General features: G+C 59.7%; 12 protein-coding genes. 11 read left to right on the forward strand and 1 reads right to left on the reverse strand.

Features of this window, described 5'->3' with window-relative positions:
* Positions 1-12: 12 nt before the first annotated feature.
* From CFBP5499_RS01340 to CFBP5499_RS01385, 10 genes are all read left to right on the forward strand, one after another.
* On the forward strand, positions 13-2,274 hold the full coding sequence (locus tag CFBP5499_RS01340; protein ID WP_080826310.1) for a chemotaxis protein CheA: 2,262 nt from the start codon (positions 13-15) through the stop codon (positions 2,272-2,274).
* A gap of 13 nt (positions 2,275-2,287) precedes the next feature.
* Complete coding sequence (gene cheR / locus CFBP5499_RS01345) at positions 2,288-3,196, forward strand: protein-glutamate O-methyltransferase CheR (protein WP_080826308.1); 909 nt, start codon at positions 2,288-2,290, stop codon at positions 3,194-3,196.
* Complete coding sequence (cheB, locus tag CFBP5499_RS01350; RefSeq protein WP_080826306.1) at positions 3,193-4,248, forward strand: protein-glutamate O-methylesterase CheB; 1,056 nt, start codon at positions 3,193-3,195, stop codon at positions 4,246-4,248. The genes cheR and cheB overlap by 4 nt, the downstream gene beginning before the upstream one ends.
* A complete protein-coding gene (gene cheY2 / locus CFBP5499_RS01355) occupies positions 4,248-4,637 on the forward strand; it encodes a chemotaxis response regulator CheY2 (RefSeq protein WP_006312924.1) in 390 nt (129 codons plus the stop codon). Before cheB ends, cheY2 begins: the two co-directional genes overlap by 1 nt.
* Positions 4,634-5,179: a chemoreceptor glutamine deamidase CheD gene (cheD, locus tag CFBP5499_RS01360; protein WP_080826303.1), complete on the forward strand. Its 546-nt coding sequence runs from the start codon at positions 4,634-4,636 to the stop codon at positions 5,177-5,179. The genes cheY2 and cheD overlap by 4 nt, the downstream gene beginning before the upstream one ends.
* A 14-nt stretch (positions 5,180-5,193) precedes the next feature.
* The gene (gene cheT / locus CFBP5499_RS01365; protein WP_080826300.1) at positions 5,194-5,577 is read left to right on the forward strand and encodes a chemotaxis protein CheT; all 384 of its coding nucleotides are present in this window, start codon (positions 5,194-5,196) and stop codon (positions 5,575-5,577) included.
* Positions 5,578-5,703: 126 nt separating this feature from the next.
* Positions 5,704-7,386 (forward strand): flagellar basal-body MS-ring/collar protein FliF, encoded by a 1,683-nt coding sequence (gene fliF / locus CFBP5499_RS01370; RefSeq protein ID WP_173986256.1) that lies wholly within the window; start codon positions 5,704-5,706, stop codon positions 7,384-7,386.
* A 369-nt stretch (positions 7,387-7,755) separates the two neighbouring features.
* Positions 7,756-8,487 (forward strand): transcriptional regulator VisN, encoded by a 732-nt coding sequence (visN, locus tag CFBP5499_RS01375; RefSeq protein WP_173986257.1) that lies wholly within the window; start codon positions 7,756-7,758, stop codon positions 8,485-8,487.
* Positions 8,488-8,540: 53 nt separating this feature from the next.
* A complete protein-coding gene (visR, locus tag CFBP5499_RS01380; protein ID WP_175416752.1) occupies positions 8,541-9,242 on the forward strand; it encodes a transcriptional regulator VisR in 702 nt (233 codons plus the stop codon).
* 145 nt (positions 9,243-9,387) lie between these two features.
* Complete coding sequence (locus tag CFBP5499_RS01385; protein ID WP_080826291.1) at positions 9,388-11,235, forward strand: methyl-accepting chemotaxis protein; 1,848 nt, start codon at positions 9,388-9,390, stop codon at positions 11,233-11,235.
* Positions 11,236-11,289: 54 nt separating this feature from the next.
* On the opposite strand, the gene CFBP5499_RS01390 is transcribed toward CFBP5499_RS01385, so the two are convergent.
* Positions 11,290-14,799 carry a PAS domain-containing hybrid sensor histidine kinase/response regulator gene (locus tag CFBP5499_RS01390; RefSeq protein ID WP_080826288.1) on the reverse strand — a complete coding sequence of 1,170 codons (3,510 nt, stop codon included), beginning with the start codon at positions 14,797-14,799 and terminating at the stop codon, positions 11,290-11,292.
* 322 nt (positions 14,800-15,121) lie between these two features.
* Here CFBP5499_RS01390 and mscL point away from each other — a divergent pair, with 322 nt between their 5' ends.
* Positions 15,122-15,550 carry a large conductance mechanosensitive channel protein MscL gene (gene mscL / locus CFBP5499_RS01395; protein ID WP_080826286.1) on the forward strand — a complete coding sequence of 143 codons (429 nt, stop codon included), beginning with the start codon at positions 15,122-15,124 and terminating at the stop codon, positions 15,548-15,550.
* Positions 15,551-15,564 lie beyond the last annotated feature (14 nt).

Genomic DNA, 15,564 nt, shown 5'->3' on the forward strand with positions numbered 1-15,564 from the left:
GGACATTTCACGATGGATATGAACGAAATCAAGGAAATCTTTTTTCAGGAATGCGAGGAGCAGCTCGCCGAACTGGAATCGGGGCTTCTTAAATTGAATGACGGCGACCGTGATCCGGAAACCGTCAACGCCGTTTTCCGTGCCGTTCATTCCATCAAGGGCGGGGCCGGTGCCTTCGGTCTCGATGATCTCGTGGCCTTCGCCCACGTTTTTGAAACGACCCTCGACTGCGTTCGCTCCAACAAGCTGGAGCCGTCACAGGATGTTCTGAAAGTCATGCTGCGCTCTGCCGACGTGCTGGCAGACCTCACCAATGCCGCAAGAGACGGTGGCAGCGTCGATGAAAGCCGCACCCGTGGCCTCGTCAAGGAACTGGAAGCGCTGGCCAATGGCGAAACCATACAGGCTTCCACGCCTGCGCCGGTTGCCGTAAAGATGCCGGAACCCGTCGCGGTCAAGCCCACGGACGACAGCGGTTTCGAGCCTATCCCGTTCTCCTTCTCGGACTTTGCCGACGAAACCACGCCTTTGATGGAAGCGCCAACCTTCCAGATCACGTTCAAGCCGCATTCTTCGCTTTATTCGAAAGGCAATGAAGCAGCCCTTCTCCTGCGCGATCTCTCGCGCATCGGCGAGATGAGCGTTCATTGCGACCTGTCGGAATTGCCCTCGCTCGACACGCTCGACCCCGAATCCTCCTATCTCTCCTGGACGGTTTCGATCACGACCGACAAGGGTGAGGAAGGTATCCGCAGCGTCTTCGAGTTCGCCGAATGGGATTGCGATCTCGAAATCACACCAGTTGTTTCGGAAACCGCTGCGGACGCGGAAGAGCTTCCGATGATCCCGGTTCCGTTTGATCTCTCCGCTCTCGATAGCGGGTCGGAAGAGGAGCCAGCCGTTGAAGCGGCAGCGCCTTATGTTGCCGCGGCCGTAGAGGCTGCCGTTGCGACGACGCAGATTGCCCAGAGCGTCAACGCCGCCATCGAAAAGCGTGAGGCGGCGGCAGCGCCCGCCGCAGCAGCCGCAGCGCAGGCGAATGCCAATGCCGCGGCCAATGCAAGCGCCGGCCAGACCATCCGCGTCGATCTTGATCGCGTCGATCGCCTGATCAACCTCGTCGGCGAGCTCGTCATCAATCAGGCGATGCTGTCGCAGAGCGTTATCGAAAACGATGCGAGCGGCACGTCCGCCGTCAATATGGGTCTGGACGAGCTGCAACAACTGACGCGCGAAATCCAGGACAGCGTCATGGCGATCCGCGCGCAGCCTGTGAAGCCGGTGTTCCAGCGCATGTCGCGTATCGTGCGCGAAGTCGCCGACATGATCGGCAAACAGATCCGCCTGGTTACAGAAGGTGAGAACACCGAAGTCGACAAGACGGTCATCGACAAGCTGGCCGAACCCCTGACCCACATGATCCGCAATGCCGTCGACCACGGCATCGAAACGCCGGAAAAGCGCGAAGCCGCGGGCAAGAACCCCGAAGGCACCATCAAGCTTTCGGCCAAGCACCGCTCCGGCCGCATCCTGATCGAGCTTCAGGACGATGGCGCGGGCATCAATCGCGAACGCGTCCGCCAGAAGGCGATCGACAATGATCTGATCGCCGCCGATGCGAACCTGACCGACGAAGAGATCGACAATCTGATTTTCGCGCCGGGCTTCTCCACGGCAGACAAGATTTCCGACATTTCCGGCCGCGGCGTCGGCATGGATGTGGTCAAGCGTTCCATTCAGGCGCTTGGCGGCCGCATCAACATCTCCTCGCGTCCCGGTCTCGGCTCGACCTTCACCATGAGCCTGCCGCTGACGCTTGCCGTTCTCGACGGCATGGTGGTGACGGTGGCCGGCCAGACGCTGGTGGTGCCGCTGACCGCGATCGTGGAAACCCTGCAGCCGGAAGCGAAGAACATTCACTCCTTCGGCTCCAACCAGCGGCTGATCTCCATCCGCAACTCCTTCTGCCCGCTGGTCGATGTCGGTCGTGTCCTGAACTTCCGCCCGACCCAGGCTGATCCGGTCGAAGGCGTGGCGCTTCTGGTGGAATCGGAAGGCGGCGGCCAGCGTGCCCTGATGGTCGATGCTATCCAGGGCCAGCGCCAGGTCGTCATCAAATCGTTGGAAGCCAACTATACCCATGTTCCGGGCATTGCCGCCGCCACCATTCTGGGTGACGGACGCGTTGCGCTCATTCTGGATGTCGATGCCATCGTCAGCGCCTCGCGCGGACAGCCACTGAAGCAGGAAATGTCGCTTGCGGCGACAGGTTGAAAGCGGATCATCCATGGCAGCACTTAATTTCAGCGACCAGCGCCAGTCTCCCGACGAGGTTCTTGCCAGCGGCGAATACCCGCTGACGAGACGCGACCTCGCGGAAATCGCAGCGATGATCTATGCCGATGCCGGCATCTATCTGAACGATACCAAGGCGTCGCTGGTCTATTCCCGCCTCTCGAAACATATTCGCAATCTCGGCCTGTCCGGCTTCCGCGAATATTGCGCATTGGTGTCTTCCCCCGAGGGCGCACAGCCGCGTCGGGAGATGCTGTCGCACCTGACGACGAATTTCACCCGGTTCTTCCGCGAGAACCATCATTTCGAACATCTGCGTGACGAGGTCCTGCCGGGCCTCATCGCCAGGGCGAAGAGCGGCGGGCGTGTCCGCATCTGGTCGGCGGCCTGTTCCGACGGGCAGGAACCCTATTCGATAGCGCTCACCGTGCTCGCCATGTTTCCGAATGCGGCCGATTACGATTTCAAGATTCTGGCCACCGATATCGATCCGAAGATTTTGGCGCAGGCCCGCGCCGGCGTTTACGACGACAATGCGCTTGAAACCGTGTCTCCCGCCATGCGCAAGCAATGGTTCACAGAGGTCGATGCCGGCGGTCGCCGCAAGTTCCGCATCGACGACAAGGTCAAGCGGCTCATCACTTTCAACGAGCTGAACCTGATGACGCAATGGCCCTTCAAGGGCAATTTCGATGTCATCTTCTGCCGCAACGTCGTCATCTATTTCGATGAGCCGACGCAGACGCGCATCTGGTCGCGTTTCGCCGGGCTGCTGCCGGAAGGCGGCCACCTTTATATCGGCCATTCCGAACGCGTGTCCGGTGACGCCAAGAACGTGTTCGACAATACCGGCATCACTACCTATCGCTTCATCGGCCACGCATCCGGGAGGAAGGCATGAGCGCACTCGCACGGGTCCTCGTCGTTGACGACTCCCCCACCATGCGCGGCCTGATTTCGGCCGTCCTCAAGGCCGATCCGGAAGTCGAGGTGGTCGGCCAGGCCGGCAACGCCATGGAAGCACGCGCCGCCATCAAACAGCTCAATCCCGATGTCGTGACGCTCGACATCGAGATGCCGGAGATGAATGGTCTCGAATTTCTCGAAAAGATCATGCGCCTGCGCCCCATGCCGGTCATCATGGTCTCCTCGCTGACCCATCGCGGTGCGGATGCTTCGCTTGCCGCGCTTGAAATCGGTGCTTTCGATTGTGTCGGCAAGCCCGCTCCCGGTGACGCGCGGCCCTTCGGCGATCTGGCCGACAAGGTGAAGGCCGCCGCCCGCTCGCAACACGCAGCCTACCGCGCAGCCCGGCCGGAAGCCGCTGCCGCGCCGCAGCCGGTCCCGATGAGCGAATATCGGGCGGGCCGCAAGGTCGTGGCCATCGGCTCCTCCACGGGCGGCGTAGAAGCGCTGATCGCGGTGCTGCAGAAGTTCCCGGCCAATTGCCCGCCGACCGTGATTACCCAGCACATGCCGCCGACCTTCACCAAGAGTTTCGCGGAGAGGCTGAACCGCATCTGCGCCCCCGTGGTGGAAGAGGCGACGGACGGCGCGCGCCTGCAGACCGGCAAGATCTACCTCGCGCCGGGCGGTGAGCGTCATTTGCAGATCGCCAACCGGTCCGCACCGTGCTGCCGGCTTCTGGACCGTGATCCCGTCAACGGCCATCGCCCCTCCGTCGATGTGCTGTTCGATTCCGTTGCAGAACTTGCCGGACGCAACGCCGTCGGTGTCATCTTGACCGGCATGGGCCGCGATGGCGCGGCTGGTCTCTTGAAAATGCGCCACGCCGGTGCGCGCACCGTCGGCCAGAACGAAAAAACATGTGTCGTCTATGGCATGCCCCGCGTGGCCTATGAGCTTGGCGCGGTGGAACAGCAATTGCCGTTGGCCTCCATCGGCGAAGAAATCCTGAAACTAACCACTGCCCGCAAAGAAGGTGCTGACTAATGTCTCTCGCAGAAAAGATCAAAGTTCTGATCGTTGACGATCAGGTGACCAGCCGGCTGCTCCTCAGCGATGCGCTGACACAGCTGGGCTTCAAGCAGATCACCTCCGCTGGCGACGGCGAGCAGGGATTGAAGATCATGGAGCAGCAGCCCCATCATCTCGTCATCTCCGACTTCAACATGCCGAAGATGGACGGCCTCGGTTTCCTGCACGCGGTGCGGGCCAATCCGACCACCAAGAAGGCCGCCTTCATCATCCTCACCGCGCAGGGTGACCGCGCGCTGGTGCAGAAGGCAGCCCAGCTCGGCGCCAACAACGTGCTGGCCAAGCCCTTCACCATCGATAAGATGCGCGCGGCCATCGAAGCGGTTTTCGGATCGCTGAAATGATTGAAGCTGCGGCCAAGCGCGTACATATCATTCAGGGCGAGTACAAGGTTGTTAGCGATCCCGACGTGGTGATGACGACCATACTCGGTTCGTGCGTGGCCGCATGTCTGAGAGACCCCGTTGCCGGCCTTGGAGGAATGAACCACTTCCTGCTGCCGGGAACGGGTAATGTGACCGGCGGAGACGCGACGCGTTATGGCGTGCATCTCATGGAGTTGCTGATCAACGGCCTCTTGAAGCAGGGCGCCCGCCGCGACCGGCTGGAAGCAAAGGTTTTCGGCGGCGCCAAGACGATAGCCAGCTTTTCGAATGTCGGGGAGCAGAATGCCATCTTCGCCATGCAGTTTCTGAAGGATGAAGGCATTCCGATCATCAGCTCCTCCACGGGTGGGGATCATGGCCGCAAGATCGAATTCTGGCCGGTCTCCGGCCGTGCGCGGCAGCATCCGCTCAGCGGCGCGGAAACGCAGAAGACGGTTGCCATGGAAACGCGCCCGGTGCCGGCACCCAAACCCGTCGCCAACGACATCGAATTTTTCTAGTCACGGAGTTTCCAATGCAGCTTGCAGAGCACACCGCCACCACTCCGTTCGAAGAAGCCCTGCCGGATGTTCTGATGCGGGTGGTATCGGAACTGCACGACGTCGCCTATCTCATCGAGCGCATCGAGCCGCAATTGCTGGAAGTGACCAGCGGTCAGTTGTCCGCCGAAGGCGTCAAGCTGTTGCAGGGCATCGACCTTGCCGTCCAGAAAACCCGCGGCCTTGCCGAATTCATCGATACCATTACCGGCTCCATCCCCGCCGACTGGTTCGTGGACGTCTCCACCGCGCTCAGCCTCGTCAAGCTTGCCGAAATGCAGAAGGCGCTCGGCGCGGCCTTGCGCCACGGCCATTCCCAGCCGCTCGACAAGGCTTCCGGCGACTTCGACCTGTTCTAGAACATATTCCGGCCGTTCCTTCCTTCGCTGAATGCGGAGAAAGGCAACGCTCGCGCAAGCTTCGCACCCTATTGTCACGACGGGGCCAAAAGGTCTCGGACTCTATGAATGACGGTGCGGAACAGAATGAATCTGTTAAATCAAATCCCTCAGGTCTTGAAGAATGTCGCGGCGCTGGGCCAGACGCGGCTGCTGATGCTGGGCGGCGTGGGTGTATTGTCCATGGCCATTATCCTCGCTGCGGCGCTTTATGTGAACCGTCCTGCTTACGAGACCCTCTATGTGGGGCTTGAAAAAAGCGACGTTAACAAGATCAGCATTGCGCTTGCCGAGGCAGGACTGGATTTCCAGGTGGGAACCGACGGTTCCAGCCTTCAGGTTCCCGTCGGGCTCACCAGCAAGGCACGGCTGCTTCTTGCCGAACGCGGCCTGCCCGACAGCGCCAATGCCGGTTATGAGCTTTTCGATAATGTCGGCTCTCTTGGTCTGACCTCTTTCATGCAGGAAGTGACGCGTGTTCGCGCCCTCGAGGGTGAGATCAGCCGTTCCATCCAGCAGATTGACGGCATTGCAGCCGCACGCGTCCATATCGTCATGCCTGATGTCGGCAATTTCCGCCGTGGCGAACAGAAGCCCACCGCATCGGTGATGATCCGTGCGAGCGCATCCGCCGGCCGCAAGGCATCCGCCTCCATTCGCCACCTCGTCGCCTCGGCCGTTCCCGGCCTCGAAGTCGATGACGTGACGCTGCTTGATTCGACCGGCCAGCTTCTGGCTTCCGGCGACGACGTCACCAATGCGGCCATGAACCGGTCGCTGACGCTGGCACAGAACGTTCAGCAGGAAATCGAAACCAATATCGACAAGGCGCTGGCGCCCTTCCTCGGCATGGACAATTTCCGCTCCAGCGTGACGGCGCAGATCAATACCGACAGCCGCCAGATCCAGGAAACGGTCTATGATCCGGAATCGCGTGTCGAGCGTTCCGTTCGCACGGTGAAGGAAGACCAGAAATCCCAGGAAACGCAGCCCGACACGGCCGCGACCGTGGAACAGAACGTGCCGCAGGCAGCACCCCAGGGCGGCGGCGGTGGCCCGCAGTCTTCCGATCAGTCGGCCAAGAAGGAAGAACAGACCAACTACGAGATCAACTCCAAGACGGTCGCCACGGTCAAGAACGGCTACACCCTCGAGAAGATTTCGGTTGCCGTGGTCGTCAACAAGGGCCGCATTGCCAAGATGGTCGGCGAACCGGCCGATCAGGCCAAGGTCGACGCCTATCTTGCGGAAATGCAGAAGATCGTCACCTCGGCCGCGGGCATTTCTTCCGATCGTGGCGACATGGTCACCCTGACGGCGATGGACTTCCTCGAAACGCAGCTGCTTGACGAGGCTGCCAGCGGCCCGGGCGTCATGGAAGTGCTGAGCCGCAATTCCGCCGGCATCATCAACTCGCTCGCCTTTGTCGCCGTCGCCTTCCTCGTCGTCTGGCTCGGTGTCCGCCCTCTGGTCCGCACGGTCACTGCCAACGGTTCGGCTGCAGCTCAGCTCAGCCAGGAGTCTGCCGGTCTCGAATTGCCGGACTTCTCTCCGGGCATGGAGGCGGGCGCAGGTGGTCTCATGGAAGGTTTCGGAGCGGATTTCGGCTTCGACAGCACCGACGATCTTCTGGCGGGCGGCGATGGCGAAGGTACATTCAACCGCCGGGTTCGCGAAGGGCCCGAACGCAGGCTCTCCCGCATGGTGGAAATCAGCGAGGAGAGAGCCGCCAAGATCCTGCGCAAATGGGCGGTGGAAAAAGCAGCATAATGATAAAAAGGCCGGTTTTACCCGGCCTTTTTTCGGTTTTTGGGGTTTTTGCTATGCTTGGCGGGCACATCGTGGCAATCTCGTTTCGGGACAGTGTTTACAAAAAATTCAGCAACGATACAGTTTGCTGGGAATTGGCTGAGAATGCCGTTTATGGATTGAACAGCTTTTCAGTATGTTTTTTTAGCAATAGACGAACTGGGAAATACGTGGAAAGGCTGTTGCCAGGTAATGGCAAATTCCGGTCGGTTCCATAGAATGAAGTGATTCGGTCTCCGGGGGCGCGCCATTCCGTTTGGTAAGCTTCTCGAATGGAATGATTCCATCCCGAGGTATAATCTCCCACTGGGAGCAAGAGGGCGTAGGCGATTGAAAGTCGATGTTGATATCCGCAGGCTGTCTGCCAAGCCTCTGGAGGGCATGGGTAAGCCCTTGCCGCGCGATCAGCTTGCTAAAAACGTCGCAGCCACGGCTGCTGCCGGTAACGTTGCAGGCGCACTGGATCTGCTCGTAACCTACGCTGGCGCCTCGCATTATCTGCTGGCGCGGGATGACCTTCTCGAAGAAACCGGGCTGAAATTCATCGTCACATCCGACTGGCCTTTCGATCTGGTCCGCAGGCTTGGCATTGAACTCGCCAACAGCCAGAACCGGTCGAGCGAAATGGAGAAATGCCTTTCGCTTCTGCAGCCGCGACTGCTTCTCCTTCCCGACGACGTTTCGGTTCCCTATGGCATCGACAGGCAATATTCGGCACTCTCCTTCTGCGTGGGCCGCATCCGCCTTTCCCTGCTGCTGCTGTTTCCGGAGGAAGCGGTTCCGTCACCGGAGCGCCTGCGGGAAATCGCCCTGCTGACGGGTTATTGCGTCAGCTTCGGCATCGCCAGCGAAGCAAAGACCGTGCGCGATATCGATCTCACCGAGCGTGAGCTCGAGTGCCTTTTCTGGATCGCGGAAGGCAAGACAAGCGATGAAATTGCGATGATCCTTGGCATTTCACGCAATACGATCAATAATTACATCACAAGCGTGATGCGCAAAACCGCGACGAAAACCCGCTCGGAGGCAATTGCCTACGCCGTGCGCAACAACCTCGTATAATGGTCGGACGGATGGTACAGACGAAAGACAATGAGGGTACAGGTCACATGGGCATGTTTTACCGCAGCCCCGTCGTGACAAGCCGGTCGGATCTGTTTCCGAAGCTTGTCGCCATGCAGAAGCTGGTCGGCGCACGCAACTTCGTGGTCACGAAGGCTGCCGCTTCCGGCTTCCCCAACAAGAAGAAGATGACCTGCGAACTGGAAAACTGGGGCATGAATGCCGCAGAACAGAGCGCGCAGTTCATCCGCGCCGTCGGCGAGATTCTTCTCGACCATATCGAGACGTCGCTTTTGCCGGTCATCTGGCGCAACAAGAATGCCGGCGGCTTTGCCGATCTTCCCGATGTGCCGGCACTTCTGCGCCGTATCGAGAACGACACATTGCCCTATGCGGGGCTGGCTCTGCCGGTGCGGCTCGGCACCATCGGCAACGGCTACATCGTGTTCTGCGGCACCAATCTCATTCTCGACAATGAGGTCGTGATCGAGCAGCATATCAAGTGCTGTGAGATCATGGTGGACATGCTGGCCCTTGACGAGCGCAAGGTCGCCCCCTCGGAAGCCCTGAGCGAGCGAGAAATTGCCTGCCTGCAACTGGCCGGCGATGGTCGTATCAGCGAAGAGATCGCGGTCAAGCTCGGCCTTTCCGTGCACACCGTCAATGCCTATCTCGGTTCGGCAACGATCAAGCTCGATTCCGTCAACCGCATCCAGGCGATCGCGAAGGCCATCAGGCTGGGTTACATTCACTGATGGTGGACGGGGTTCTCCCGTCCCCTTAAGCCAACAGAATCTCGGCGGATTTTCACGCTCCCCTAAAAGGCGCCATCAGCACTTCGCGTTTTTTTAACAGTTGCCCATTAGAACTTTCGTAAGTTTGGCTTTGGGGAACTGTTTCATGCACAACCGGCTCTTTAAGTCCGTTGCGGGTAAGGTCGTCGTGCTGACGATCGGTCTCATCACGCTCAGCGTGGCGGCAGTTGGTTTTTCCACCTACATTCGCTTGAAGGACAACATCATCACCACTGCGCTGCGTGATACGCACAGTGCAATGCGGGGCATGGCTATCCTTTACGAGATGAAGGTCGGCGGCGTTGCCCTCGAAATGGTGGATGGCGAGCTGAAGAGTGTGGGCCGCGCCAGCATCGGAACGATGCGCGACAATGATCTCGTAGACCGTACCGCAGCTGGCAACGGCGGTATCTCCACGGTTTTTGAAGCCAAGGCCGGCGAGTTTATTCGACTGACCACCAATCTGAAGAACGAGAAGGGTGAGAGAGCGGCAGGCACCAAGCTTGCTACCGATCATCCCGCCTTCGAAAAAGTCTCCAAGGGCGAGGCCTATTTCGGCACTGCCACACTGTTCGGCACCAGCTACATGACCGGTTACATGCCGGTTACGAACAAGACCGGCGCCTCCGTCGGCATACTGTTCGTGGGTGTTCCCATGGATGTCTACAATGCGCAGATATACAGCCTGCGCGACATGATGCTGATCTGCGGCGCGCTTGCCATGGTCGGCGTCGGTCTGCTCGCTTACTTCGTCATCAAGCGCACGCTTCAGCCGCTCAGCAAACTGACCGATGCCGTGAAATCTCTTTCGGACGGCAATCTCGAAACGCCGATCCCCTATGCCACCAACGCCAATGAATTCGGCAATATCGCTCGCGCTCTGGTGATTTTCCGCGAGAATGCGGTTGAGAAGCTGGCGATCGAGGGCAAAAGTGCGGAGGAACGCTCCGCGGCCGAGTCCGAGCGACACCGCAACGATGCCGAGAAGCAGGAACTGGACAGTCAGATCGAGTTTGCGGTGGGCGAGATTGCCTCCGGCCTCGGCAGGCTTTCGCACGGCGATCTCAGCCGCACGATCGAGACGCCCTTCGCGGGCCGCCTCGACCGGCTGCGCACGGATTTCAACGAATCCCTGCTCAACCTGCGGGATGCGCTGGGACAGATCCGCGAGCGCACGCTCATCATTCAGCACAGCGGCTTTGAAATCGAACAGTCGTCGGTTGATCTGTCGAAGCGCACCGAAAATCAGGCCGCCTCGCTGGAGGAGACCGCCGCTGCAGTCGAGGAAATTACCGCAACCGTCAGATCGTCGGCCGAGCGCGCGCGGGAAGCCAATGAGGCCGTGCGCATCACCAAGCAGAGCGCCGACAGTTCCGGTTCGGTCGTCAGCAATGCCGTCGATGCCATGAGCCGTATCGAAGGCGCCTCGCGCAAGATTGAGCAGATCATCGAGGTCATCGATGACATCGCCTTCCAGACCAATCTTCTGGCGCTCAATGCCGGCATCGAAGCAGCGCGTGCCGGTGAAGCGGGCAAAGGTTTTGCCGTCGTGGCGCAGGAAGTGCGCGAGCTTGCCCAGCGCTCCGCCGACGCGGCCCGCGAAATCAAGCAGCTCATCAACCAGTCGACCCATGAGGTCAGCTCCGGTTCGAAGCTGGTGCAGGAGGCGGGCACAGTTCTCTCGGCCATCAGCCAGCAGATTGTGACCGTCAGCCAGCATGTCGAAACCATCGCGACGGCGACGCAGGACCAGTCCTCCGCGCTTCACAACGTCAACAGCTCCGTCAACCAGATGGACCAGATGACGCAGCAGAACGCAGCACTTGCCGAACAGTCGAGCGCGGCCAGCAGCATATTATCGGGCGAGGTGGAAGCGCTGCTCGCTCTCGTTCAGCGGTTCCAGATGGAGCAGGGGTCTGCGGTCGGTTCGGGTCGATTGAACCGGGCGGCCTGATATTTCCATTTTTGAAGGTCAATGCAGCTCCCGGATCGCAAGGTCCGGGAGTTTTTATTCAGCCGCTGCCCGCACCGTGCTGGATATCTGGTTGATATAGGCGCGCATCGCCGCAGGCTTGACCGGTTTGTGCTGCACGGAAATCCCGTATTTTTCCGCATCGCTGCGCACTTCCGGGCTGCGATCCGCAGTTACCAGCAGGGCGGGGATCGTCTTGTCGTAAAATGTCCTGATGAAGCGGATGGCGCTGATGCCATCGCCATCATCAAGATGATAGTCGGCGATGATGATATCCGGGGCTGCGGCCAGAGTGAGGAAGGGTTCTTCCAGCGCCGCCACGGAACCCGCCGGCAAGACCTCGCAACCCCATCCGGTCAGCAGTAGCGTCATCCCCTCGAGGATTTTCGGCTCGTTGTCGATGCACAGCACCCGAATACCCTGAAGACGGTCGCTTGCCGCGTGGCTGGTTATCCCGCCCTCCATCTTGACTGGAGCGAGGCGGTCCGCCTCACGCGGCAGATGGATGCGGAAGGTCGTGCCTCTGCCGAGGGTGGAAATGAGCTGCACCGGATGGTGCAGCATGCGTGACAGGCGATCGACGATGGAAAGGCCGAGCCCGAGGCCCGACGCCGTTTTTGCCCCTTCGTCCAGCCGGGCGAATTCCTTAAAGACGGTGCGGAATTTGGAGGCGGGTATGCCGATGCCGGAATCCGTTACCTGAATGACGACTTCGCCGCCCCGGCGGCGCGCGCCGACGACCACCTTACCCTCAAGCGTATATTTGATGGCGTTGGAGACGAGGTTCTGTATCAGCCGTCGCAGCAGATTGGGGTCTGAACGCACCGTGAGCGAGGTGGGCATGACGACGAGATCGAGGTTCTTCTCCTGCGCCATCGGCGCGAAATCGGTCTCGATGCGTTTCAATAGCTCGTTGAGCGGCACGGATGTCATGCGCGCCTTCATCGAGCCGGTGTCGAGGCGGGAAATATCGAGAACCGCGCCGAGAATGGTTTCGACCGATTCCAGCGCCGAATCGATATTGTGAACGAGATCGCTTTCGCCCGAGGCGCCAAGCCGTTCGACCAGCGAGGAGGAATAGAGGCGGGCGGCATTCAGCGGCTGGAGAATATCGTGACCGGCGGCGGCGAAGAACCGCGTCTTGCCGATATTGGCCTCATCGGCCGACGCTCTCGCCTCCGCCAGCGCTCGGTTGACGCGGGTCAGCTCCACGGTGCGTTCCTCGACCCGCTGCTCCAGCGTTTCATTCGCCTGTTTCAGCGCCTGGTCGCTCGCCACACGCTGGGTGATATCGGTGAAGGTGGCAACGATGCCCTTGTCCGGCATGGTGTTGGAGCGCACCTCGATGATGCGCTCGCCGCCCGCCAGCACCAGAGAGAAGGGCAGGTCCATGGTCAGGAAGCTAGTGATCAGCTCATCCGTATCACCGGGAGGCATGTCGCCGCGCTCCTGCAGCATGGTGACGATTTCGGTCAGCGGCACGCCCACCTGGCCGAATTGTTCCGGTAGGTCCAGCAGGGTGCGGAAACGCCGGTTCCAGATGGTCAGTTGCTGCGAGCTGTCGAAAACGGCGATGCCCTGATCCATCTGCGCCAGCGCCGTCTGCAGCATGTCCTGATTATACTGTAGCGCCTCGCTCGCCTGATCGAGCAGCCAGGCCGTATCCGCGCTGGTATCTTCCGCCTTTTGCAGAATGATCGAGAGCACGAGGCGGGCGGAGGAAGAGCCGATGGCGCTGCCCAGCAATTGTTCGGAAAAATGGATCAGCGCCATATCCGCCGGCTGGTCGTCATTCAGTTTCCTGCCTGCCGTCTTCTCATAGGTCGCAAGCGAGCGCAGCATACGCTCTTCGCCGAGATAACGGGCAATCGCGCTTTTGAGGTCGCCGACGCTGACACGGGTTTTCCAGCCGCGTGTGGCGAATTGCGATTTCGAATGGCGCTTGACGAAGATGCCGGACTGGATGCGTTCCACCGGCCGCGGATTGCGCGAGAGCGAACCCAGCACGAAGGCGAGGCTGTTGACGAGCAGGCTGAGGATGACCGCATTCACGAAAGGATCGGCCTCGGGACCGTTAAACACCGTGCTGCCGGAAAACAGGAAGCCGAGAATGGTCGCCGCGACCTCGGAATTGTCGGGGCCGCCGAAGCTCGGCAGGAATAGCAGATAGGCCCAGACGAAAAAGCCCGAACTGAGGCCTGCAATTGCGCCGCGGGCATTGGCACGACGCCAGAACAGCCCGCCAAACAGGGCAGGGGCCATCTGGGCGATGGCGGCGAAAGCCAGAAGGCCGATGGAGGCTAGTCCCGTGGCGCTATCGGCTGCGCGGTAGTAACCGTAACCCAGGAGCATCACCGCAAAGATCGCCGTCCTGCGGATGTTGAGCAGCGTCTTGGCGAAGTTGTCCCGGTGCGGAGAGCGGTTGAGTAGCTTCTGCCGTAGGAAGATCGGCATGACGATGTCGTTGGAAATCATGATCGACAGTGCCACTGAAGCGACGATCACCATTGCTGTCGCTGCCGAAAAACCGCCGATGAAGGTGATCAGCGAGACAACAGGCATCTGATGATTGAGCGGCAGTTGCAGCACGTAGAGATCGGCATCGCCATTGGCGCCCAGCGTCAGAATGCCTGCGAGCGCGATCGGCAGCACGAAGATGTTGATGGCGATGAGATAGAGCGGCAGCAGGAACCCCGCCATGCGCAGCTCTTCCGGTGTGCGGTTTTCCACCACGGTGACGTGGAACTGGCGCGGCAGCAGGATGATGGCGAAGCCTGACAATAGCGTCATCACGATCCAGCGGCTGATGGGCGTGTGATAGGAGATGGCCCGCATGGCCTGCTCATTATCAGTCGCCAGCTGCCACAGATGTGCTGGGCCATCGAAGAGAACGAAGAGCACATAAAAGCCGACCGTGCACATGGCGACCAGTTTGACCAGTGATTCCATCGAAATTGCCAGAATGAGCCCGTCCTGGTGTTCGGTGGCATCCGTGTGGCGAGTGCCGAACATGACGGCGAAGCCCGCCATGACGAGAGTGACGACAAGCGGCAGATCGAGGAAATAGAGATTGCCGCTGCCGATACCGTAATCGCCGGGATCGACCATCGTCGCCACGGAACTGGACACCGCTTTAAGCTGCAGCGCGATATAGGGAATGGCGCCGACCAGCGCGATGATGGCGACGATCATCGCCACGGTGGAATTCTTGCCGTAACGGGCGGCGATGAAATCCGCAACCGAGGTCAGCTTTTCCGTTTTGGCGAGATCGACGATTCGGCGGATGATCGGCATGCCAAGGGTGAAGGCAAGGATGGGGCCAGTATAAATACCGAGGAACTCAAGACCTTTATCGGCTGCAAGCCCCACACCGCCGAAATAGGTCCAGGAGGTACAATATATCGCCAGGCTGAGCGCATAGACGAACGGCCGCCCCTTTTTCGGCACGTTTCTTTCACGGCTTTTCCTGTCCCCGTAGCTCGCGACTGCAAACAGCAGCAGGATATAAGCGAAGGCCGAGCCGAATATGATCCACCCAGGAAGCACGCATCCTCCCCATGCAGGAATTCCCTTAAATGAGCATAGGCGAATTCCGCACCGTTGAGAATGAGCGCGATCTGATCATAAAGTTCAAGATGACAGCATGTCCCGTAAAAGTGCGTAGCGGTTTGACGCCCGGAAAATACGACGAAAAGAGTGCTGAAGCACCTCCGTCGATGCCATTTTCATCGCACATGCTTTAGCGTGCAAAAAAGCTAATAAATGCAATCTTGACGAATTCCAAAAGTGTAAGGGAATCTGTATGGTTGAAGGCGTAGGGACAGTCACATAGCTTCAGCTCGCGAAGCAGGAGAGAGGGACAATCTGAATGCTTAACGAATTTAAAACCTTCATTGCCCGCGGCAATGTCATGGATCTGGCCGTGGGTGTGATTATCGGTGCGGCTTTCAGCAAGATCGTCGATTCCGTCGTGAACGATCTCATCATGCCGATCGTCGGTGCAATTTTCGGCGGGTTCGACTTCTCGAATTACTTCCTGCCGCTGAGCGCAAACGTCAACGCCACCTCGCTCGCTGCCGCCCGCGAACAGGGCGCCGTCTTCGCCTATGGTAACTTCCTGACGGTTCTCATCAACTTCCTCATCCTGGCCTGGATCATTTTCCTGATGGTCAAGGGCGTCAACAAGCTCCGCGATTCGGTTGAACGCAAGAAGATTGACGAAAAGCCGGACGCTGCCCCGCCGCCGGAAGACGTCAAGCTCCTCACCGAAATCCGCGATCTGCTGAAGACGCGCTGAGACCCGGACCAATC

This window comes from Agrobacterium tumefaciens (genome assembly GCF_005221325.1).
GTDB lineage: Bacteria > Pseudomonadota > Alphaproteobacteria > Rhizobiales > Rhizobiaceae > Agrobacterium.